Source organism: Pseudarthrobacter sp. NPDC058362 (assembly GCF_042723515.1).
In the GTDB taxonomy this organism is placed as follows: Bacteria; Actinomycetota; Actinomycetes; order Actinomycetales; family Micrococcaceae; genus Arthrobacter.
The window spans coordinates 702,561-724,241 of sequence record NZ_JBHXIW010000001.1; the positions used below are offsets into that span (position 1 = coordinate 702,561).

Here is a 21,681-nt window from a genome sequence, read left to right on the forward strand (position 1 = left end):
TCATATAGCGGATGCTCGCCGAAAGGAAACCTAAGTGCTCATTGCACAGCGCCCCACCCTCTCCGAAGAGGTCGTCTCCGAAAACCGCTCGCGTTTCATCATTGAACCGCTGGAACCGGGCTTCGGCTACACCCTTGGAAACTCCCTCCGCCGTACCCTGCTCTCCTCCATCCCCGGTGCCGCTGTAACCAGCATCCGGATCGATGGCGTGCTGCACGAGTTCACCACGGTTCCGGGTGTCAAGGAAGATGTCACTGAGATCATCCTGAACATCAAGAGCCTGTCGGTTTCCTCCGAGCACGATGAGCCGGTTGTTGCCTACCTGCGCAAGCAGGGCCCCGGAGTCGTCACCGCCGCGGACATTGCTCCGCCGGCCGGCGTCGAATTCCACAACCCGGATCTGCACATTGCCACGCTGAACTCGAAGGGCAAGTTCGAACTCGAACTGACCATCGAGCGCGGCCGCGGCTACGTTTCGGCAGCTCAGAACAAGTCCGGCGATGCAGAGATCGGCCGTATTCCGGTCGACTCCATCTACTCGCCGGTGCTGAAGGTTACTTTCCGCGTGGAAGCAACCCGTGTCGAGCAGCGCACCGACTTCGACAAGCTGATTGTCGACGTCGAGACCAAGCCGGCCATCGCCCCGCGCGACGCCGTGGCTTCCGCAGGCACCACCCTGGTGGAACTGTTCGGTCTGGCCCGTGAGCTGAACACCGCAGCTGAAGGTATCGAGATCGGCCCGTCGCCGACGGACGCTGCCCTGGCAGCCGACATGGCACTGCCGATCGAGGATCTGGACCTCACCGTCCGGTCCTACAACTGCCTCAAGCGTGAGGGCATCCACACCGTGGGTGAACTCGTTGCCCGCTCCGAGGCTGACCTGATGGACATCCGCAACTTCGGTGCGAAGTCCATTGACGAGGTCAAGGCAAAGCTGGTTGAACTGGGCCTGTCCCTCAAGGACTCGCCTCCCGGTTTTGACCTCGCAGCACGCGCCGCAGCAATCGAAGAGGACGACGCCGCCTTCGGCGACGACGAACTCTAAACCAGATCCTGGCCGCCGGGCAGCACCACGGAGTGCAGCCCACGGCTTCCATATGAGGAGAAACAATTATGCCTACCCCCACTAAGGGTCCGCGCCTCGGAGGCGGCCCGGCTCACGAGCGCCTCATGCTCGCGAACCTGGCAGCAGCACTGTTCGAGCACAAGCGGATCACCACCACGGTGACCAAGGCCAAGCGCCTGAAGCCGTACGCTGAGCGCCTGGTGACCTTCGCCAAGCGTGGCGACCTCGCTTCCCGCCGCCGCGTTCTCGGCCTGATCAGCAACAAGGGCGTCGTCCACGAGCTGTTCACCGATATCGCACAGGCAGTGGAGAACCGCGACGGCGGCTACACCCGCATCACCAAGATCGGCAACCGCAAGGGCGACAACGCTCCCATGGCTGTTATCGAACTGGTGCTGGAGCCCGTTTCCGCCAAGCAGGCCGTAGTTGCTGAAGCAACCGCAGCTGCCAAGCGCGATGCAGACAAGGCTGCTCCGGCTGCCGAGGAAGCTCCCGAGGCCGAGGTTGTTGAGACCGAAGCTGCCGAAGCTCCTGCCGCTGAGGAAACTGCCGCTGAAGAGACCGCAACCGAAGAGGCTCCTGCCGCTGAGGAAGCTGCCGAAGCACCCGCTGCCGAGGAGAAGGACGCGAAGTAATTCGCTGTCCGCTTCGCATAGACTTGAGTCTATGAACCACCAAAAACCCGCGGCCCCCGTATCAGGGGGCGGCGGGTTTTTGCGTATCCGGCTTGATCTTTCGTACGACGGCGGCCCCTTCAGCGGGTGGGCCCTGCAGCCTGGCCGGCGGACCGTCCAGGGGGTCCTTGAGGAGGCGCTGGAGCTGCTGGTGCGCCGGCCCGTGCGTGTAACCGTCGCCGGCCGCACGGATGCCGGCGTCCATGCACGTGGCCAGGTGGTCCATCTGGACCTCAGCGAGGCCGAGTGGCTGGGACTGCCGCGCGGGCATGAACTGGACCCCGCCGTCGCGCTTCTCCGTCGGCTCCGCGGCGCGCTGAGCCGCATCCTGGGTGACCTCACCGGCGCGGTCGAGGTGCACAGCGCCACGCCGGCGCCTGTTGGATTCGACGCGCGGTTCTCGGCTCTGTGGCGCCGCTACAGCTACCGGATCGCAGACGGTCCGGCGCTCTGGGACCCGCTGGAGCGGTACTTCACGCTGTGGCACAAGAACCCGTTGGACGTGTCACTGCTCAACGAGGGCGCGGCCAAGCTGCTGGGCCTGCAGAATTTCCTGTCCTTCTGTAAACCGCGTGAGGGGGCCACCACGGTCCGGGAACTGCAGCGATTTGAGTTCCGGCGCAGCGAGGACGGGGTGATCGTTGCTACCGTTCAGGCGGACGCCTTCTGCCACAACATGGTGCGGGCGCTGATCGGTTCCGCGCTGTACGTGGGGGAGGGCGCTGTGGAGCCGGGTTGGTTGTATGACCGGCTCCTGGCGCAAAAACGGGACGCGAAGTCCGTCCTGGCAGCCCCTCACCCGCTCGTGCTGGAGGAAGTGGCATACCCGTCAGACGGCGAACTCCTGGCCCGCGCCGAGCTGACCCGGGCGCTGCGGGAGTAATCGGTTCTAGAACGACGGCGGCGGGCCGTCTGCTGGCAGCGTCAGGGTGAACGTGCTGCCCTGGCCCTTGCCGCTCTGGCAGGAGATGGTGCCGCCGTGGCGTTCCACGATCATCTTGGTGATGGACAGCCCCAGGCCTGCGCCGGAAATCGAGGAGTTCCGCGCCGTCTCTGTCCGGAAGAACCGTTTGAACACCTTGGCGGCGTCTTCACTGCTCATACCCATGCCCGTGTCGCTGACGCTGAGCCGGATCCACTCGTCGCTGGCCCAGGCGCTGATGCTGACCTGGCCGCCGCCGGGGGAGTACTTGATGGCGTTCGACACCAGGTTGTCCAGCGCCTGCCCGATCCGCAGCGGATCCGCGTAGGCCCACAGCGGGGAAGGGACATCTGCGGTCAGCCGTATGTTCGCCCGCTCTGCCTGCGTCCGGGCTGAACCCACGCTGGTCTCCACCAGACTGGCCAGGTCCGTCCGCTTAGGGTGCACATTGAGTGCGGCCGAGGCAGAGGCGGTGAGGTCCGAAACGAGGGCCAGCAGGCGTTCGGAGTTCCGCTGGATCACCGTGAGCCGCTGGACCAGGTCGGCAGCAAGGCTGGGGTCTTCCAGGATCAGGTCAATGTTGCCGAGGATGGAATTGAGCGGGCTCCGGAATTCATGGGAAACATTGGACACGAGTTCTTCGTTTGCCGCCAAGGCCTCCACGAGATTGGTCACGTCACTGTAAACAACTACGGCGCCAGTGCGGTTCCCGTTGTCCGAAATCAGGGGACGGGCTGCGGTGGAGATGGCGCGCTGGTCTCCGTCTTCGCCGATCCAGACCAAGTAATCGGAAAAGGATTCGCCGGCAATGGCGCGCTGCAGGGGGTGTTTGTGCCGGGACAGGGGCGTGCGTTTGTCCAAGGCGTAGATCGCCTGGCGTTCCTGGTTCTGCGGGTCTTCCGTCTGGGCCACCAGTTCATGGAACAGCCGCTGCCGGTCGTTGGTCAGCAGGTGCCGGCCCTGGGGGTCGACGGCGATAATCCCGACGTCGGTGGCGTCCAGGACCGTCTGAAGCAGCCGTTCGCGTTTGTTGCTGGCGTCCAGGAGTTCCCGTAGTTTCGCGTCCTTCTGGGCGAGCTCGCGCTGCTGCATCCGGAGGTTAATGCTTGCGAAGCGGATTGCCAGCGACACGGCCAGCATCATGAGGGGAAACAGGATGGCGGAAGTGATGTCCGTGGCAGTGACGGCCGGAAACTTCAGAAGCAGGCTGGGCACCATGATCAGCAGTGGACCGATAAAACTGAGGACCAGGCTGGTGCGGGTGATCATTCCAGAGGCGGAGAGCCAGATGACCGGGAAAACCACCAGCACGGCAAGCCCGGGCAGGAGGGGCATCGCTCCGTTGCGCATCAGTCCAATAGCCAGAAAATCAAGTATAGGAATGAGCAGGTAAGGCCTATGCGGCAGGCGTTCCCATGGGACGGCAAAGCTCGCCAGGAATAAAAGCATATGGAGGAGTACGCCGGCAATGTAAAGCGGGTTGGAGAGCAGGGTGGGCCAGGCAAAGGGAGTAGCTATAGCCAGCGCCGTCACGATCAATGTGAGCGGCAGTTGGCACAAGGCGGTCTGCCCACGAAGTCCTATCTCGCGGAAGAAACGGCCCGGTCCACGCTGGAAATACGACTCAGCCATGAACGCGGTTCAGGCCCCGCATATAGTCCTGCCAGCTACAAAATTCCGCGCACGGCGGTTCCACGATCCCCATCTTCACCAAGCCCCATCTTCTCGGTTCGTATTACACATCCACTGTCATGGTAATTGACTTTTTCTAATCAATCTTCCCTCTGATGTCATCAGGCCTGCTTACTAGTAGCGTATAAAGGGTAAGAGCAGCATGTCACCGGCGCTGGGCTGGTGAGGGGGACATGTTTGCCTTGCATGGGGATAGCAGATGGATGATCTAGGTGTAGCTGTAGTAATTGAAGACGACGCGGATGTGCGCAACCTCCTCGAAGGGGTATTGAGTCAAGCCGGTTTCGAAGTCCACACAGCATCCGATGGCAAAGCCGGTGTCGAGGTGGTCCGGGAAAAGGACGCCCACGTTGTTACGCTCGACGTGGGCCTGCCGGATATCGACGGATTTGAGGTTCTGCGCCGAATCCGCCACTTCAGCGACGCTTATGTGGTCATGCTGACGGGCCGGACCGAAGAACCGGATCTGCTTTCCGCCCTCAACGCCGGCGCCGATGACTACATCGCCAAGCCGTTCCGGCCGAGGGAACTCCGTGCACGGGTCGCGGCGATGCTGCGCAGGCCCCGTCATGAGGTCAGCACAGCCGCGGCCGTGCCCGCTACCCCGGCAGCGGCTCCCAGGGAGGACCCAGCCGTGTTCCGGCACAATGGGCTGGTCCTTAACTACCGGACGCGTACCGTGGAAGTGCAGGGCGAGCCCCTGAACCTGACCAGGAGCGAATTCGACCTGCTCCACGTTCTGTTGCGTGGCCGCGGGGCCGTGTGCAGCCGGGCGGACTTAGTCCGGGCGGTCCGCGGGGAGTTCTACGATCAGGACACGTACATCAGCGAAGCGGATGAGCGGGCGGTGGAGGTTCACGTGGGCAACCTGAGGAGAAAGCTGAAAGAAAACCAGCATTCACCGCGGTGGCTGCAGACTGTTCGTGGCGTGGGCTACCGGCTGGCGCCGGCCAGGACCGACGCAGTGTAATTACCGCGAGTCCCTACCTGTGTTCCAGGTCCTGTCCGCCGGCCACGATATAGGTGGACTGGAGCTCGGACACGGTCTGGCTGCCATCGATGGCCACCCGCTCCATGAGGAGCCGTCCCTGTCCGAAATCGCCCTGCCGGACGACATTTTCGAGGAGTTCGGCCAGCTTGGAGAGCCGCTCGCCGCCCAGCATGGCGGAGGTGATCTTCAGGCTGATGGCGGCGTCGAGGCAGGCTGCTACGTCCTGGCGTTCCACGGCCGACGCGAGCCGCGTGTACCGCTGGTCCCACATGTCCGCGTAGTCCTGCGCGAAGCGCTTGGCCAGGGCGGGTCCGGCGAGTTCTGCTTCCAGATCGTCCAGTACGGCCACGTTAACGAGCGGCAAGAGATCCACCGCCTCCAGTGACGGTGCGGGTTCCGCAACCGGAGGCACCCACGACGGGAAAGCAGCGGCTGTGCTGCTCTCCTCGCTGGTGGCGCCGGGATCTGGGCTGTACATGGTTCAAGGCTACTTCCTGCAGTTCTGTTGAGGTGGTGAATTCGGGTGATCCTGTGGAAACCTTGAGGGTTGCCGTAGGTTTGTGGCTCACTGCCCGCTGAACGTGATGACGGTGTTGACCACCGCCGGGCCCAGGATGGCAATGAAGAGCACAGGGAAGATGAAGAACAGCAGCGGAAAGAGGATCATGACGGGCAGCTTCATGGCCTTTTCCTCCGCGCGCTGGCGGCGTTTGACACGCATCACCTTGGCCTGGATCCGCAGGACCTGACTGATGGCAATGCCATAGGTGTCTGCCTGGATGACGGCCTGAACGAAGCTGCGCAGCTCGGGGATGTTGGTCCGGTCCGCCAGTGCTTGATAAGACTCACGGCGGCTGCGGCCGACCTGCATGTCCTGCAGGGTGCGTACCAGTTCCTCCGCCAGCGGGCCCTTGCCGTTGGCTCCCGCACGGGCCATCGCACCCTCGAATCCGAGGCCGGCCTCGACGGAAATAAGCATCTGGTCCAGGGTGTTGGCCAACTCTAGTTGCATGGTCTTCTGGCGCTCCTGACCCTTGCTGTAGAGCAGGAGGTCGGGGATGAAGTATCCCAGGACCACCACGAACAAGCCGGCGAACTTCATCATGGGGGTTCCGCCGGTCATGGTGAGATACAAACCCAGGGTGGCGCCGATGACGCCTAGTCCAAGTTTGGAACCGAGCACTTTTCCCAGCGGCATGGACTCGGGCCGTCCAGCCAGCGAAAGCAGCCGGTCAAGAAAAGCAACGTAGGTCGGCGGCGTGAGGCGCCTGCCTACGGTTTCCAGAAGGCCGGGTGAGGTGACGTCTTCCACGACGACGGGCGCGGCGCCGCGTGCCAGCAGCTCGCTTGCCGCGGTGCGCCCCGGCTTATCCACGGTGAGGACGGACCAGGTCAGACCTGCCAGCGGGACGCAGACAAGGAAAATGGCGAGGAGAACAACAATGCTCATGGCTGCCTCAGAACTTCAGGTCGATGATTTTGCGCATCCACAGCGAACCGATGATCATCAGGATGAAGGATGCCCCGATCAGGCCCCAGCCCAATGGGTGGGTAAAGAGGGAGTTCATGTAGTTGGGGCTTACGGCTAGCAGCATCGCCACGATGCCGAAAGGCATGGCAATCAGGATGTAGGCGGAAAACTTTCCCTCCGCCGCAAGGGACTTGATGTGCCCCTTGATTTCGCTGCGCTCGCGGATGGTTTCGCCAACCTGGTCCAGGACTTCCGCGAGATTGCCGCCCACCTCGCGGTTGATCTGGATTGCCTGGGAAATCCAGACAAAGTCCTCGTTCTTCATACGCTCGGCTGTGTCATTCAGGGCGGACAACAGGTCCCGGCCCAGGCTGGTCTCCGTGATGACCCGGCGCATTTCCTCCGAAGTAGGCTTCTGGGATTCGGTAGCGGCGGCATCAATAGCGCGTAGGATACTGTGGCCAGCGCGGAGGCCGCCGGAGAGCAACTGGAGGGTGTCGCCCAGCTGGGTGTCGAACGCTGCGCGGCGCTTGCCCGCAAGGAACCCCAGCGCGAGCTTGCCCACAAAAGGAGCCATCAGCGCCAAGAGGAGTCCCACCAGTGGACCAACCGTCACGAGCCCAACCAGCATGCCAACTCCGGATCCGATGCCGATCAGCAGGAAGAATTCCGCCTGACTAAGCCGCAGCCCCGCTTCCTCCAAGTCCGCTTGGGAGAAGGCCTTGACGGTGCGCCCTTCCAAGACCCGTTCGATTGACCGCACAGCGGAGCCGGCAAAGCGGGTGAGGAATGACGGCGGCTCCGTTTCAAACGGACGACGGCGGTCCAGCGGCACCGCGGGTGCGCCCGGCACGAGCACGGCGAAGCCCAAGAGGACGACCGCCAACAGGACACTAAGGGTTCCGAGGGCAAGTGTCATGGCGCTACCGTCACCTGCCTGCCGGAGCCTGCGGAGCCGCGAACACGCCGGGCGAGACATGGATGCCCATGTCTTCGAACCGGTCGATGAAGCGAGGCCGGATACCCGTAGCCACGGGCTTCCCAAGGAAACGGCCATGTCCGTCCACGCCGGCCGAGTAGTCGAAGACGAAGGCGTCCTGGAGGGTCACGATGTCCCCTTCCATGCCTTGGACTTCCGTGACGTGGGTGATCCGTCGGGATCCGTCGCGAAGCCGGGAAATCTGTACGACGAGGTTGACGGCCGATGCTATCTGCTCCCGGATGGCGCGCAAGGGCAGGTCCATGCCCGCCATGAGCACGAGGGTTTCCAGACGGGCTACGGCGTCGCGCGGTGAGTTGGAGTGCACGGTGGATAGGGAGCCGTCGTGGCCGGTGTTCATGGCCTGCAGCATGTCCAGGGACTCCCCGCCGCGGACCTCACCGACCACGATCCTGTCGGGGCGCATACGCAGTGAGTTCCGGAGTAGCTCGCGGATGGTCACCTCGCCCTTGCCTTCGGTGTTGGGCGGCCGGCTCTCGAGCCGGACCACGTGTTCCTGCTGGATCTGCAATTCCACGGCATCCTCGATCGTGACGATGCGCTCATCGTGGGGCAGGAAGGAGGAGAGGACGTTGAGCAGGGTGGTCTTACCCGTACCGGTACCACCGGAGACGATGATGTTGAGCTTAGCCTTGACGCAGGCGTTAAGCAGTTCAGCCATTTCGGGGGTGAGGGTGCCGAAATCGATGAGGTTCTGGACTGTCAGGGGAGTCTTGCTGAATTTACGAATGGTCAGCGAGGAACCGCCCACAGCCAACGGCGGAATAACCGCATTAACACGGGATCCGTCTTCGAGGCGGGCATCCACCAGCGGGGACGATTCGTCGATGCGGCGGCCCACCTTGGATACGATCCGCTCGATGACCTTGCGGAGGTGCTCTTCCGAGCTGAAGCGGGAATCGGATAGCGTCAGCTTGCCCTTCCGTTCAACATAGATCTGGTCCATGCGGTTGACCATGATTTCGGAGACGTCGGGGTCGTCCAACAGACGCTGGAGAGGGCCATAGCCCAGAACATCGTCGGCCACATCCTGGACGAGGCGGGTGCGTTCCTCCGGCGACAATGGCACCTGTTCGGCATCGATGATGCGCATCAGTTCTTCCTTGGCGGAGGTGCGCAGCTCGTGTTCGGTGGCAGCCGCGTCGTTAAAGCGCGTGCCCATTCGTTCGAAAAGTGCGGTGGCCGCCCGGTGTTTCAGCGCTGCGAAGACATCCACAGGCTGCGCCTTAGGCGCTGGCCGGGGGCCGCCGCCGGACGCTGGAGGCGCAGTTTTTGGCGCGGCAGGCTTGATCTTGGCTGCGGACGGCGCGGGGCTGACGTACCGGGATTCCCGGCTGGGCTCCGGAGCGGTCGCCGCGTCGGGCGCGGGGGACGGCTGGGGCGATTCCAGCAGGGCTGTGCCCTTGCCGGAGCTTTGATTGCGGTTGTTGCCGTCCTGGGCTGGGTTGTTCCGGCCCTGGACAGCATTGATCCGTTCGGAGAGTTTCATCTGATAACCACCCTTCGGTGCAGTTTCCGCTGGGTCTGGGTACGCCAGGCCGGGTTGAAGCGTTCCACCAGGTGGCGGAGGCTCTTGACGGCAGGGTCCCGCTTGGATTCCTGGAGGACAGGGACGCCCCGGTTGGTAGACAAGGCCACGGCTTTAGACCGGGGGATGCTCACGTCGACCGGGGCGCCGATGGTGGATTCAACGTCCTGGATGGTGAGCCCGGACTTTGCATCCGCCATATTAAGGACCACGTGCCGTGATTCGGGCATGATCTCGAGCTGCCGGAGTACTTCCAGGCCGGACCGGAGGCCGCGGAGGCTGGGTATGTCCATGCCGCTGACCCAAACGGCATCGGTGCACTGTTCCATGGCTGCCAGGCCGATTTCCTGCATGCCTGGGGCTGTGTCCACCACTACGTACTGGAACTCCTGGGAGAGCTGCTCCAGCAGGCGGGTGACGTGTTCGGGCGTGATGTGGTCCGCGTCCACCGGGTTGGGCGGTGCGCACAGGGCGTAGATCCCGGCCGGGTGCACCGTGAGGAAGGCTTTCAGCACCAGGGAGTCCTGGCTGGCTGCCGGCGTGACCGCGTCTGTGACTGTGTGCTCGGGGTCGAGGTACAGGCCCGAGGCGACGTCGCCGAACTGGAGGTCCAGGTCAACGATGACCACGCTCATGGGCGCGATCCGGCTCAGACCGATGGCGATGTTGGTGGCGATGGTGGTCTTGCCAACACCGCCCTTGGGGGAGAAGACCCCAATCACCAGGCCCTTGCCGCCGTTTTCCGCGGGCGGCTCCTCATGATTGCGGTGGCGGGTGGCGAAGGACTGGCAGGCACGCTCAAGCAGTACGCGGATTTCCGCAGCCTCTGCGTGGGGGCTGAGGATATCGCGGATGCCGGCCCGCATGGCGTGTAGAACCAGGTCGGGGTCATCGTCACTGACCAGCACCACGCTGAGCTCGGGCAGCTGGACGTCGAAGACCTTGGCGAACGTGAGGGCGTCTTCGTAGGGCACATCCGGCCCAATGATAAGCACCTCCGGCTGTTCCTCGTCCAGCAACGAGAACAGTTCGACGGGGCCGGCCGGGAGAATGTCCGAGGCGATGGTCTGGACGCTGCCGCGTATCCCGTTCGAGACGGCGTCGCGCAGCTTCTGGTCGAACTCGACGTTGGGGGAAAGCAGGACGAAGCGGCTCACTTGTAGATCACTTCTTTGCGCTCGATAGGGGATCCGTTGTCCTTGGCGTCCAGCGGTTCCTTCGTGAGCCAAAGCCGCCCGAACTCCGAGGCAAAGACGATCTTGCCGGCGTCGATGTCGTTGACGGCAACCGTGAGCATCAGGGAACCCTCTGGAAGGGTGGTGTCCTGGGGGTTTGATCCGTCCTCGGCTTCCTCCGTACTCGCTGCCTGCGGGGCGCGCTGGACGGCGGTGACGAGGGCTTTGCGGATGCTCATCTGGGTGGTCGCGTCCTTTTCGTTTGCCGGATCAGCACCCGCTTCGAATGACAGGAACATACCCACCCGATCACCGACGGCAATCCGGCCACCGGCGATGCGCTGGGGTTCGAGCTGGAAAGAGACTTCTTGCATGCCGGCGGGTACTTCAACGGCTCCGCTCTCCTTGGCTTCTTCCGGAGCGACAAGGCGCTCGGCCAGAAGCTGCTCTCCTGGGATTAAGTCCACGGCGGCCACAGTGCCGGCTTTGTCGTCCAAGGTGGATAGGGCCGAGGTGGCCTTGCCCGCCGCCGGAACACTCTGGGTCTCCAGCGAAGCCGTCATTTCTTCGACGGGAGTGCCAGCAGGGATGGCGGTCTTTACCACGAGGACATCGACAGGTTGCGTCCCGGCCAGCGCGCGTTGGTCGGCGCCTTGTGCATATACGACGATCAGGATGGCTCCCACGATCGCCAGGGCAACCGCAGCAGTTCCGGCGAGCATGCGAGACTTCACGTTCTACTCCTAACGAAGGTTCTTGTTCTTTGGATTTACAGGACGGGCCGTGCAATGGTTGCGCCGTACTCGTCCACTGGGCCCAAGGTATAACCGTCGGCCAACGACGTGTATTTGATGAACTTGCCGATGATGCCGCGGCACTCTCCCCGGCATTCGTTGGAGGAGGTGACCCCGGGGGCCGAACCGGCACGGTTCTGGAAAGTGTTGGGAGCGATGCTGTCGCCGCTGAACTTCCAGCCAGTGACCTCGAACGCTGCGAAGGCCACCATGCTATAGATGGCACCGTTACCGGTACCGGTTACTTTGTTGAAGATGGGCAGGAGGACTGTGACCGTGCGGCCGGCGCTGATTTCGCTGGCCCATTTGTTCAACGTGTCACTACAGTTGGCGGGCGCGTTGTTGCCTGGGTCGCTGCCGCCTTCACTGACGGCCAAGTCGATGGAGCCGCCGCACTTGCCGGGGTCCTGGACCAGCCAGCCGAAGCCGCCTTCCACGGCGGCGCCCGATGGCCCGTAATTGCAGTCGGGATTGGCGTTCTTGCCGTGGTCCTGGAGCCGCTGCAGCTCGCCGTCGATCTTGTCCTTTACCTGGCATACGGAAAAGGCGAGGGGAAACGCGGTGCGCCCGGCCCGGGCGCTGCCCCACACAGCCGAGCCACGCGCTCCAACTTCTGCGGAGGGGATACCTAAGGCGTTCGCGAAGAATAGGGACACTGAATTTTCCACTCCGCCAGGTTCCTTCGCAGCCGTGGTCACGGAGACCTTACGGGCTGTTTTGTCGAGCTGGACGGAGTAAACCTTGCTTATTCCGTCCAAGGCGTTCTTGCTGGCCAGCTCGCTGGTCAGTGTGGAGGTAGTGGAACATTGGCTGCTGGCAGAGTCCCGGGCACACTTTTGGGCCAGCGCAACAGCAGAAGCGTCAGCGCCGTTCTGAAGCTGGGCGCGCTCTGAATAGATGACGCCCACATCTACGGCGATGGCCACAAAGCCCAGCAGAGCTACCAGGAGGAGGGCGACGATGACGCTGACTGCCCCGCGCTCAGGGTTTCTGGCCGCTATCCGCCGCACAGCATGACCCCTTTTCCTTGGAGGGGGAACGGCCCCGCGATTCCGGTGATGGTGGCCAAGGTGTAATTAATGGTGAGCGTGACTTGGTTACCAGCACTGCATACCTCGCTGCTGAGCGTGATGTCGGAGCTGGGAATGCTCGTGCTAACAGATGCTGCCGCGTTCTTCGCGGCGGTTCTGGCAGCGGCAGGATCGTTGGAGATTGCCATCACCCGGGCCCCGTCCCGCGCGGCGTTTGTCAAGGTGATCTGGGCGTTGTAGGCCCGGCCGAATTCGACCGTTCCAAGAACCAACAACAAGAGGAGGGGCAACAGGATAGAGAATTCGACGGCGGCCGCGCCGCGTTCGGAACCGCTCTTCACCTGTTGCTCCTCCTCTCCTTGGAAGACTGTTGTCCGGGGTTAGCGGACAATCGGATGGCCTTATCTATGTGGTCGCGGGCTTGGGCTTGACCGAGCCTGAGATGTTGTTGAAGAGATCGGTGAGGTTCGTGCCGAGCGCTGTTACGGCGATGATGATGACGACGGCGATGAGGCCGACCATGATGCCGTATTCAACCGCGGTGGCGCCCTTTTCGCTGCGGAGGCGGTTCTGCAGGTTGAAGCCGAGGGTCTGGAGGGTTGCGATGAGGGAAAGCATGATTTTTACTCCTGAGCGAGTGTCGTTGGGGTGGCTGGTCCGTCACCAGCTCTAAAAAGAAGTTAGCAAGCAAAAAAGCACTTAAGACGGGATCTTGGAACTTCCTGCGCAAAGGCTTCACGAGTTGGGTAAATCCTGCGTTTTCGCTTCGGCCCCTGCGTTTCGGGCGATTGACTTTGGTTCGTTTGCTTAGTGCACGAGCTTAGGGCTGTTAGTGAGCGAGATTAGGCCGCCGTTAGGGTCGGGAAGGCCTTGTGGTCCATGGGCGGTTGCGCGAACCAGGACCGTGGTCGTTACGTTGCGGCGGGGGCGGGGGCGGCCGGCGGTTTGACCTTGCCGGAGATGTTATTGAAGAGGTCTGTGAGATTGGTCCCGAGCGCGGTCACCGCAATGATGATGACAACGGCGATGAGGCCGACCATGATTCCGTACTCCACCGCGGTGGCGCCCTTTTCTGCGCGGAGGCGGATCATGAACTTCGTGTACAGGGAGAGCATTTCTTACTCCTGAGCGAGTTGGGGGCTGGTCCTTCACCAGCTCTGATACAAAGCTAGCAACGTGATTTCGGCCCGTGTCAATACCTTGACACATCCTGCGGAAAGCCTTTCGACGCTGTATATTTACCGCGTTTTTCCTGCGTCAACGTCGGGTTGGACGCCTGACACGACAAATGGACCCCCTCGGTTCTGGGTTCCGAGGGGGTCCGGTCTGTAGGGCGCCTGGCGGCGCTGGGGCAACGAAGGTCAGAAGAGAAGTCTTGAAATGCTGAGCGCTGCGGGCCCTAAGAGGACGATGAAGAGCACCGGGAAGATGAAGAGCATCAGAGGGAACAACACCTTTACCGGGAGCTTCATGGCCTTTTCTTCAGCCCTCTGCCTGCGCCGGACCCTTGACTGCTGGGCTTGCGTACGGAGGACTCTGGCCAGCCCGATGCCGTACTTGTCGGCCTGTACCACTGCCCTGACGAAGCTCCGCAGCTCCGCCACGGAGGAGCGGTCCGCCATCGCCTGGTAGGCCTCCTGCCGGGGGCGTCCCACCTGCATGTCCTGGAGCGTTCGGGTCAGCTCCTGGGCGAGGGGACCCTCTCCATGCTGGCCGGCACGGGCCATCGCCGCTTCGAACCCGAGGCCCGCTTCGACGGAGATCAGCATCTGGTCCAGCGTGTTCGGCAGTTCCAGCTGTATGGCCTGCTGGCGTTTGATGCCCCTGTTGTAGACCAGCAGGTCCGGGACGAAGTAGGCAAGGGCTGCGATAAACAGGCCGGTTGCGACGTTCTGGAGTGAAGGAGCGTTCCGGAACATAACAATGGCCAGGACTGCCGCTACCAGGGCAAGCAATGGTTTGATCACAAGAAGCTTTTCCAATGGCATCGATACCGGACGACCCGCCAACGCGAGCCAACGGTCCAGTTTCGCCTCGTAGCTCCCGGGCGTCAGCCGTTTGGCCACGCCCAGCATCATGGGCGCCCGCGCCGCCGCTGTGGATCCGTTCTGCGTGAAGCCCTGGCCGAGGTTTGTCCGGATGGCGAGGGCCCCGGTGTGGTCCAACGTAGCCAGCACATAGGTGAAGTAAGCAAGCGGAAGTACCACCGCAGCAATGATCAGCCAACCAACGGGAGTCATGGCGTCCTCCTAGAACTTAATCTTGACGATGCGGCTCATCCAAAAACCGCCGATGACGAACATGACCGCACTTACCGCGATCATCAGGTTTCCTGCCGGTTCGTCCACGAAAACCTTCATGTAGGTCGGGTTTACGAACGAAAGCATTACAGCAACGGCCACCGGCATGCCCATCAGGATGATGGCGGAGATCCTGCCCTCTGCGCTAAGCGACCGCACCTGGCCTTTGATCTCGGTCCGCTCCCGGATAGTGGCGGCAACCTGCTCCAGCACTTCTGCCAGATCCCCGCCGACTTCCCGGTTGATCTGGATCGCCTGGCCTACCCAGCGGAAATCCTCGCTGTCCATTCGGTCGGCCGTCTCCTCGAGGGCCAGGCCAAGGTCCTTACCGATGCGGGTTTCGTTGACGATACGGCGCAGTTCCTCCGAGGTGGGGGCTTCGGATTCCAGCCCGGCTGCCTCAATGGAACGGATTACGCTATGACCGGCCCGGAGACCTCCGACGAGCATCTGGAGAGTATCAATCAGCTGGCCCTCGAACTTGCCCTGTCTCTTGTCCGTTCGAAGCGTCAGGACCAACCGGATAATAAAGGGCGAAGCCGCTCCGAGAAGAACACCCAGGACCGGGTTGGTGAGAAGCGAGCCCACGAAGCCCAACAGCAGGGCGACCACCGCCACCAGGAGAGTGAAATCGGCCGGCCCCAGCTTGACGCCGGCGTTATAGAGCAGGTCCCGGTTGAATGGTCCGCCCGATTTGCCAAGAGCTTTGTCCACGCCCCCAACAAGCGTATGGGAGACCCTGCTCAGCGGTGTGGCTGTCTGGACCCCTTCCGGTCGGCGCCGCGCCATCGGAATGGCCCCGTTGGTCGGTCTGAGAACTACAAGGAAAAGAACCAGCAAAGCGCCAAGACACAGGACGACGGCAGTTGCCAGTAGCAATGGTGACTCCATTGCTACCGCCTCCCATAGGGTGCCATGTCTGCACCAAATACTGCCGGCGAAACCGAGATGCCCACTTCTGCGAAGCGGTCGAGGAATCGGGGACGGATTCCTGTGGATGCAGGCTTGCCCAGGAACCGGCCCTGCGGGTCCATTCCGGCTGAATAATCAAAGAGGAAAACGTCCTGCAAGGTGACAATTTCCCCTTCCATGCCCTGGACCTCCGTCACGTGCGTGACGCGCCGGCTGCCATCGCGAAGCCTGGTGACCTGGACGATCAGATCCACAGCGGATGCCACCTGCTCCCTGATGGCACGCAATGGAAGATCCATCCCTGCCATCAGCACCAGCGTCTCCAGGCGGGCGATCGCATCTCTGGGCGAATTGGCGTGCACTGTTGACAGAGAGCCGTCGTGGCCAGTGTTCATGGCCTGGAGCATATCCAGCGACTCGCCGCCACGGACTTCGCCAACGATGATTCGGTCGGGCCGCATGCGCAGGGAGTTCCTCACCAACTCGCGGATATTGACGGCGCCCTTGCCTTCAATGTTGGGAGGCCTGCTTTCCAACCGGACCACGTGCTCCTGCTGCAACTGCAGTTCGACGGCATCCTCGATGGTGACAATGCGGTCGTCTTCGGGGATAAACGAGGAGAGAACGTTCAGCAGCGTCGTTTTGCCGGTACCCGTGCCGCCGGAAACGATGACGTTGAGCCGCGCCTTAACGCAGGCGCTGAGCAGTTCTGCCATCTCCACCGTCAGCGAGCCCCATTCGATGAGGTTACGGACCGTGAGGGGTACATGGCTGAACTTCCGGATGGTTAGCGACGGGCCGTTCACGGCCAAGGGCGGAATGATCGCATTGACACGTGAGCCGTCCTCCAGTCGGGCGTCCACCAGTGGGGAAGATTCGTCGATACGTCGGCCTACCTTGGAGACGATGCGTTCGATTACCTTACGGAGGTGGTCGTCAGAGCTGAACTGCGCTCCTGTGAGGTGCAGGTGCCCGCCGCGCTCGATATAGATCTGGTCGAACCTGTTGACCATGATTTCCGTCACGGACGGATCCTCCAGCAGTCGCTGGAGGGGACCAAAACCCATGACCTCGTCGGCGATTTCCCGAATGAGGCGACGGCGTTCTTCCGGAGACAGGGGAACCTGTTCTTCATCTATGACGGCCGAGAGCTCTTCAACCGCTGATGCCCGCAGGTCCTCCTCTGACGACGCTGAATCGCCGAACCGTGTTCCCATCCGTTCAAAGAGGGCCAGGGCTGCGCGCTGCTTGAGCCCTGCGAGCGCGTCCACGGACTGTGCCGGCGGTGCCGCAGTGGCGCTCAGTGTTGCGGCCAGCGGACTGCGGGCAGGCTGTGACGGTACTTCTGCATAGGCTGCCGGCGGTGTGGCGGCCGCTGCTGCCGGGGCATCCTGCGTGGCCGCAACCGGATTTTCTGTAGCTGACTTGGCCAGCCGATCTGAAAGCCTCACGATACAACCACCCTCCGGTGCAGTTTGTTGTGGGAAGAGGAGACCCATGCCGGGTCGAAGCGGTCCACCAGCTTCTTCAAACCCTTGGAAGCTGAATCCCTGGTGGTGCTCTGCAGCACCGGGACGCCGCGATTTGTGGAAAAAGGCAGGGTCCGCGAACGCGGGACCACTGCATCGATGGGTACGCCGATGGTGGCCTCCACATCCTGGACTGAGAGGCCGCTCTTACGGTCGGCGAAATTGAGGACCGTATGGCGGCCCTGCGGTATGAGTTGAAGTTCCTTGAGGACACTGAAGCACTTGCGCAGCCCCCTGACACTCGGCACGTCCATGCCGCACACCCACACGGCATCCGTTGCCTGCTCCAGGGTCGCCAGGACGTGCTCGCCAAGGCCCGGAGCGGTGTCCACCACCACGTACTTGAACTCGCTTGCCAGTTGGTTGATGAGCCGGCTCACGTGGTCCGCGGTGATGTAGTCCGACTCCGCCGGGGTGCGGGGCGCGCAGAGGGCATAAATTCCGGCCGGGTGGACCGTAAGGTAAGCCTTCAGCACCATGGAGTCCTGGGACGCAGACCCGTGGACGGCCTCGGTGATGCAGTGCTCGGGCTCCAACAGAAGACCGGATGCCACGTCACCGAACTGCAGGTCAAGGTCCACGATGACCACGCCCATGGGCGCCACCTTGCCCAGTCCGATGGCCAGGTTGGTGGCTACGGTGGTCTTCCCCACGCCGCCTTTGGGGGACATAACGGCGACTACCCTTCCGCGTTCCTGCCCTGATTCCGCCGCCGGGGCCATGCCCCTCCGGCGGCTGGCAGAAGCAAGACATGCCCGTTCCAGCAGTACCCGGAGGTCGTTGATGACGATGTCCGGAGTGAGCACATCCCGGATCCCTGAGTGCATCGCCTTAAGTACGAGGTCCGGCGTGGGCTCGGCCACCAGCAGCAGGCTGACCTCGGGATATTGCAGGTCGAAGACTGTAGCAAGTTTCAGGGCCTCATCCGGAGTGACACCGGGACCCAGGATCAGCACCTCGGGTGGGGCTCCGGAGAGCTGGCGGAATACATCGTCGGGACCGCCTGCCAGCACTTCGGGCGTCAGGGTCTGCAGTTCGCCGTGGAGGGCTCCTGTTATGGCCTGACGAATTCTTGCCTCGAAGTCGCGGACGGCGGTGATGGCTACAAACCGGCTCATTAGTACAGCCCTCCAAGGGTGGTGACCGGGGGGTCGCTCTTGGTGCTGGAATCGGTCTGTTTCGCCAGCCAGATCGTGCCGAACTCTGCGCCGAATACGAGCTTGGCGGCGTCTGCATCGGTGCGGGCTACCGTGACAAATGCCGACCCGTTGGGCATTTGTACGCCATTCTGGGAATCCTGGGACTCGGACCCGGTCTTCTTGGTGTCAGGCGCGGCTTTCTGGACGGCTGTGACCAGGACGTCGTGGAACAGAATCCCGGTGGACTGCTTCCAGCCCTTGAGTTCGGCTGGCACACGGGCACCGGCGGGAATGTCCTCTTCGGTCTTGAACGAGGTGAAGACCGTGACCTTATCTCCGGCTTCGATCCGCCCGCCTAGGAGGCGTTCAGGAGTCAGGAGCACAGTGACTTCCTCGAGGCCCTTGGGGACTGGAACGGTGCCAGGCACCAGCTCCCTTGGGTCCACCAGGCGCGAGGCCAGGAGCTGTTCCCCCGGCTGCAGGGCTACGGAGGTCACTTTGCCGTTCTGGTCGCCGAGGCTCTCCAGTGCCCCCTCGGGAACTGCAGCCTGCGGGATTGATTCTTCCTGGACGAACTTGTTGAGCTCCTCCGCCTTAGTTCCTGCGGGTACGGACTCTTTTACGACCAGCACGTTGACGGGTTCCAGCCCTTGCGCCGCTCTGTTGTCGGCTCCTTGTACATAAACCACAAGCAGTACAGTTCCGATGACGGCTAATACCAGAGCCGCAATGCCTCCCAGTAGGCGTGATTTCACGAGATTTCTCCTTCTTCTTTAATTGGTTCGCGAGTGGAGAGGCCGGCGGCTACTCCGAGAGCCAAACTGCGGTTGCGCCGTAGTTTGGTGTTCCACCACTCGCTGCAAGCCCCTCTTCGAGGGTCACGTAGCGGGTGAAGAAGCCCTGAATGCCCCGGCAGTTGCCATTGCACGAGGGGGCGGCAGGGTCCAGATTCGTCAGTGATGGGCCTCCGCCAAACTTGTATCCGGTGACCTGGAAGGCGATAAAGCCGGTCAATCCGTACGTTGCGTGTTGTCCCGTTCCGGTCGCAGTGCTGAAGATGGGAACCAGGATGGGATCGTCCAACAGGGTGGAAATGATGGACGTGCATTCTGAGGGAAAATCGTTGCCCGGATCATTTCCGATTTCGGAGGCCGCGATATCAATGTCTGCGGTGCACCCCGAATCCCGGTCAAGCCATCCGAATCCACCCTCGGCATAGCCGTTTTGGGGAGCGCAACCGGGGTAATCCGGAGTGTTCTCGTCATAGCGCAGGAGAATGTGCGTCGGAATGGGGTCACCCGTGAAGCTGCCCGTCGAGTTAAGCTCGGCAAGCTGGCTGGGTGAAAGGTATTGCTCGAAGACGCATTGGCTAATGGTCCAGGGCAGTGTCGTCGCTCGGGAGGGCGCGCCCCAGGATGCTTCTGCTACTGCATGGATGGAAGTCGCCTCGTGTCCCAGGACCCGGGCAAAATACAAGGTAAAGCTGTCGTCCGCGGAGCCGACGGGCTGGGCGTTGGTTTCAACCCGTACCGAGGTTGCGCTGGGCTGTGTAACGGAGAAGACCCCGCTGAACCCGTCGTTGGCGTTATCGTCCGCGAGCCGATTGCCCGGATCCGTCATGGCAGTCGGGCAGCTGATCCCTTTTGCACAGTCCCCGGCGATCGCCAGGGCGGTAGCGTCAGCTCCAGTCTGAAGTTGTGTCTTCTCGGCGTACATGGCCCCGACGTCGACGGCAAGGGCGGCAAATCCCAGGAGCACCACCATGGAAAAGGCCACGACGACGGCGGCTGCGCCCCGTTCGTTGTCCTTCCGCGTGGCGAATGTTCCTGGGCCGGGACACGTCATTAACCGCCGCATCGCATTACTCCTGTTCCGTTCAGCGTCATGGGGAAGAGGCCCGGTGACCCGAACCAGCCGGAGTCGAGGAATCCGGACATGGAGGAGAGGGTCACACTGGTTGTGACTTCGACGTTGCTTCCGTCCGAACAACTGGCAGCGTTGTCTGTCACGGTGACGCCCAGCCCGTCCAGCGAGGGAGCGGCGCCCAGGGCGGTCCCTTCGACATCAAGCGAGCCGTCGTCATAGTGGATCGCAGCATGCCGCGCACCTTCCCGGGCAGCCTGCGTCAATGAGTTCTGAATGTTGAATACCCGGCCGAACTCCATGGTGCCGATGAGGATCAAAAGCAGCAGAGGAAGGATGAATGCCATCTCGACGGCTACTGCGCCGCGCTCTTTCTGTTTCGGTTTCAAACCGTCCCCCAGGGTCTATAAGGCCAGCTGATTGCCGGTCTAATGGATGGATGGCGGAACTGGTTCCGGCGGGCCCGGGTGGGCCCGCCGGAACCAGTTGCGCGTGGATCGATCAGAGCTGGCCTTCAACCTCGCCGAAGAGGAGGTTGATTCCCGTGCCGAGGGCTGTGGCGCCGACGGCAACCACGATGGCGATCAGGGCGACCATCAGGCCGTACTCCACCATCGTTGCTCCCTTTTCGGAAGCCAGGCGGTCCTTGATGCCGGCGATGAAAGCGGTCATTGAGACCATGAGAGAAGTCATTGTTATTTCCTTAAATTCGGTGAAATGGATTAATTGAATTTCAACGAATTACCAGCTACCCCATTCAATCCCAGCGGCTGGCCTTCGCTAAGACGAGATTGTCATTCGGGGAATTAGGCAACAATGCGTAGTGGTACTCGACTTTTCGGGCGCGGAAAAATGGCCGCTACTTGGAAATTGCGGGGGAGTACTCAGAAACGGACGTCCCGGCAGCGGCCGGAGGGTCGGCGGGCTAGTCCAGGAGAAGTGCGACGCCGGCCGCGGCGGCCAGCATAGACGGGCCGTGGGCCACCTCTGTACCCTTGCCACGCCGCCGTACACTGACGAGCCCAAGAGTGATGACGCCATTAAGGATGAAGCCGAGGAGCGCGCCATAGAGTAGGTGGCTCCAGCCCAAGTAGCCCAGGTACAGGCCGAGGGGGCCGGCCAGCTTGACGTCACCCATCCCCAGGCCCGACGGCGAGATAAGCGCCAGCATTAAATAGGCAGCGAAAAGGATTGCGGCGCCCAGCAGGCCGCGGACAAGTCCGGTTGCATATCCGCTGACTGCCCACGCAAGTACCAGCAATAAAGCGCCCCCGGCGAGCAGGGCCAGAACCAATGGATTCGGCAACAGATGCTGGGTGAGATCGGTCCGTGCCAACTGGGCGCCCAATATGCCCAACAAAAGAAACGCCGGCAGTTCCGGAGCACTCCCAAACCGAAGCGCGAACGCGGCGCAGGCTGCTCCGGTGACTGCCGCCGTCGTAATCCTGACAGGAAGTGCGGGGAGGTCGCCCAGGCGGGGCATGGTCCTGGCGATCAGGAGTTCCGCGAGCGGGGAGAGGACAAAGCCCAGCACGGCTGCGCCCAACGAGAGCCACGGCGAAACGTCCCCGCTCGGCGTCAATATCACTGCATC

General features: G+C 62.3%; 24 protein-coding genes. 4 read left to right on the forward strand and 20 right to left on the reverse strand.

Going from position 1 to position 21,681, the window contains the following annotated elements; translation table 11 throughout:
- Positions 1–34 precede the first annotated feature (34 nt).
- The 3 genes from ACFWIX_RS03390 (at position 35) to ACFWIX_RS03400 (ending at position 2,623) form a co-directional block, all read left to right on the forward strand.
- Positions 35–1,045: a DNA-directed RNA polymerase subunit alpha gene (locus tag ACFWIX_RS03390; protein ID WP_377214681.1), complete on the forward strand. Its 1,011-nt coding sequence runs from the start codon at positions 35–37 to the stop codon at positions 1,043–1,045.
- Between the two features lie 68 nt (positions 1,046–1,113).
- A complete protein-coding gene (gene rplQ / locus ACFWIX_RS03395; protein ID WP_377214682.1) occupies positions 1,114–1,701 on the forward strand; it encodes a 50S ribosomal protein L17 in 588 nt (195 codons plus the stop codon).
- Positions 1,702–1,732: 31 nt separating this feature from the next.
- Entirely contained in the window at positions 1,733–2,623 is an 891-nt protein-coding gene (locus ACFWIX_RS03400; protein WP_377214683.1) for a tRNA pseudouridine synthase A, read from the forward strand.
- A 6-nt stretch (positions 2,624–2,629) separates the two neighbouring features.
- On the opposite strand, the gene ACFWIX_RS03405 is transcribed toward ACFWIX_RS03400, so the two are convergent.
- The gene (locus ACFWIX_RS03405) at positions 2,630–4,012 is read right to left on the reverse strand and encodes a sensor histidine kinase (protein ID WP_377214684.1); all 1,383 of its coding nucleotides are present in this window, start codon (positions 4,010–4,012) and stop codon (positions 2,630–2,632) included.
- 541 nt (positions 4,013–4,553) lie between these two features.
- Here ACFWIX_RS03405 and ACFWIX_RS03410 point away from each other — a divergent pair.
- On the forward strand, positions 4,554–5,324 hold the full coding sequence (locus tag ACFWIX_RS03410; RefSeq protein WP_377214685.1) for a response regulator transcription factor: 771 nt from the start codon (positions 4,554–4,556) through the stop codon (positions 5,322–5,324).
- A gap of 13 nt (positions 5,325–5,337) precedes the next feature.
- On the opposite strand, the gene ACFWIX_RS03415 is transcribed toward ACFWIX_RS03410, so the two are convergent.
- From ACFWIX_RS03415 to ACFWIX_RS03505, 19 genes are all read right to left on the reverse strand, one after another.
- On the reverse strand, positions 5,338–5,823 hold the full coding sequence (locus ACFWIX_RS03415) for an Hpt domain-containing protein (protein ID WP_377214686.1): 486 nt from the start codon (positions 5,821–5,823) through the stop codon (positions 5,338–5,340).
- Positions 5,824–5,910: 87 nt separating this feature from the next.
- A complete protein-coding gene (locus tag ACFWIX_RS03420) occupies positions 5,911–6,795 on the reverse strand; it encodes a type II secretion system F family protein (RefSeq protein WP_377214687.1) in 885 nt (294 codons plus the stop codon).
- A 7-nt stretch (positions 6,796–6,802) separates the two neighbouring features.
- The gene (locus ACFWIX_RS03425) at positions 6,803–7,735 is read right to left on the reverse strand and encodes a type II secretion system F family protein (protein ID WP_377214688.1); all 933 of its coding nucleotides are present in this window, start codon (positions 7,733–7,735) and stop codon (positions 6,803–6,805) included.
- Positions 7,736–7,745: 10 nt separating this feature from the next.
- Positions 7,746–9,305 carry a CpaF family protein gene (locus ACFWIX_RS03430; RefSeq protein WP_377214689.1) on the reverse strand — a complete coding sequence of 520 codons (1,560 nt, stop codon included), beginning with the start codon at positions 9,303–9,305 and terminating at the stop codon, positions 7,746–7,748.
- Complete coding sequence (locus tag ACFWIX_RS03435; protein WP_377214690.1) at positions 9,302–10,501, reverse strand: CpaE family protein; 1,200 nt, start codon at positions 10,499–10,501, stop codon at positions 9,302–9,304. Before ACFWIX_RS03435 ends, ACFWIX_RS03430 begins: the two co-directional genes overlap by 4 nt.
- Positions 10,498–11,253 (reverse strand): Flp pilus assembly protein CpaB, encoded by a 756-nt coding sequence (locus tag ACFWIX_RS03440; RefSeq protein WP_377214691.1) that lies wholly within the window; start codon positions 11,251–11,253, stop codon positions 10,498–10,500. The genes ACFWIX_RS03435 and ACFWIX_RS03440 overlap by 4 nt, the downstream gene beginning before the upstream one ends.
- Before the next feature lie 35 nt (positions 11,254–11,288).
- A complete protein-coding gene (locus ACFWIX_RS03445) occupies positions 11,289–12,323 on the reverse strand; it encodes a pilus assembly protein TadG-related protein (protein WP_377214692.1) in 1,035 nt (344 codons plus the stop codon).
- The gene (locus tag ACFWIX_RS03450; protein ID WP_377214693.1) at positions 12,311–12,685 is read right to left on the reverse strand and encodes a TadE/TadG family type IV pilus assembly protein; all 375 of its coding nucleotides are present in this window, start codon (positions 12,683–12,685) and stop codon (positions 12,311–12,313) included. Before ACFWIX_RS03450 ends, ACFWIX_RS03445 begins: the two co-directional genes overlap by 13 nt.
- Positions 12,686–12,749: 64 nt before the next feature.
- Positions 12,750–12,962, reverse strand: coding sequence for a Flp family type IVb pilin (locus ACFWIX_RS03455; protein WP_377214694.1), 213 nt, complete (start codon positions 12,960–12,962; stop codon positions 12,750–12,752).
- A gap of 293 nt (positions 12,963–13,255) precedes the next feature.
- Entirely contained in the window at positions 13,256–13,459 is a 204-nt protein-coding gene (locus ACFWIX_RS03460) for a Flp family type IVb pilin (protein WP_377214695.1), read from the reverse strand.
- A 246-nt stretch (positions 13,460–13,705) separates the two neighbouring features.
- Positions 13,706–14,584: a type II secretion system F family protein gene (locus ACFWIX_RS03465; RefSeq protein WP_377214696.1), complete on the reverse strand. Its 879-nt coding sequence runs from the start codon at positions 14,582–14,584 to the stop codon at positions 13,706–13,708.
- A gap of 9 nt (positions 14,585–14,593) precedes the next feature.
- Positions 14,594–15,358 (reverse strand): type II secretion system F family protein, encoded by a 765-nt coding sequence (locus tag ACFWIX_RS03470; RefSeq protein ID WP_377214697.1) that lies wholly within the window; start codon positions 15,356–15,358, stop codon positions 14,594–14,596.
- A 179-nt stretch (positions 15,359–15,537) separates the two neighbouring features.
- On the reverse strand, positions 15,538–17,007 hold the full coding sequence (locus ACFWIX_RS03475) for a CpaF family protein (protein ID WP_377214698.1): 1,470 nt from the start codon (positions 17,005–17,007) through the stop codon (positions 15,538–15,540).
- Positions 17,004–18,203 carry a CpaE family protein gene (locus ACFWIX_RS03480; RefSeq protein ID WP_377214699.1) on the reverse strand — a complete coding sequence of 400 codons (1,200 nt, stop codon included), beginning with the start codon at positions 18,201–18,203 and terminating at the stop codon, positions 17,004–17,006. The genes ACFWIX_RS03475 and ACFWIX_RS03480 overlap by 4 nt, the downstream gene beginning before the upstream one ends.
- Positions 18,203–18,856, reverse strand: a complete 654-nt coding sequence (locus ACFWIX_RS03485) for a Flp pilus assembly protein CpaB (RefSeq protein ID WP_377214700.1) — start codon at positions 18,854–18,856, stop codon at positions 18,203–18,205. Before ACFWIX_RS03485 ends, ACFWIX_RS03480 begins: the two co-directional genes overlap by 1 nt.
- Before the next feature lie 172 nt (positions 18,857–19,028).
- Positions 19,029–20,069 carry a pilus assembly protein TadG-related protein gene (locus ACFWIX_RS03490; RefSeq protein WP_377214701.1) on the reverse strand — a complete coding sequence of 347 codons (1,041 nt, stop codon included), beginning with the start codon at positions 20,067–20,069 and terminating at the stop codon, positions 19,029–19,031.
- Positions 20,069–20,476 (reverse strand): TadE/TadG family type IV pilus assembly protein, encoded by a 408-nt coding sequence (locus tag ACFWIX_RS03495; protein ID WP_377214702.1) that lies wholly within the window; start codon positions 20,474–20,476, stop codon positions 20,069–20,071. The genes ACFWIX_RS03490 and ACFWIX_RS03495 overlap by 1 nt, the downstream gene beginning before the upstream one ends.
- A 112-nt stretch (positions 20,477–20,588) precedes the next feature.
- Positions 20,589–20,780: a Flp family type IVb pilin gene (locus tag ACFWIX_RS03500; protein ID WP_377214703.1), complete on the reverse strand. Its 192-nt coding sequence runs from the start codon at positions 20,778–20,780 to the stop codon at positions 20,589–20,591.
- Between the two features lie 232 nt (positions 20,781–21,012).
- A complete protein-coding gene (locus tag ACFWIX_RS03505; RefSeq protein WP_377214704.1) occupies positions 21,013–21,675 on the reverse strand; it encodes a prepilin peptidase in 663 nt (220 codons plus the stop codon).
- Positions 21,676–21,681: the final 6 nt, after the last annotated feature.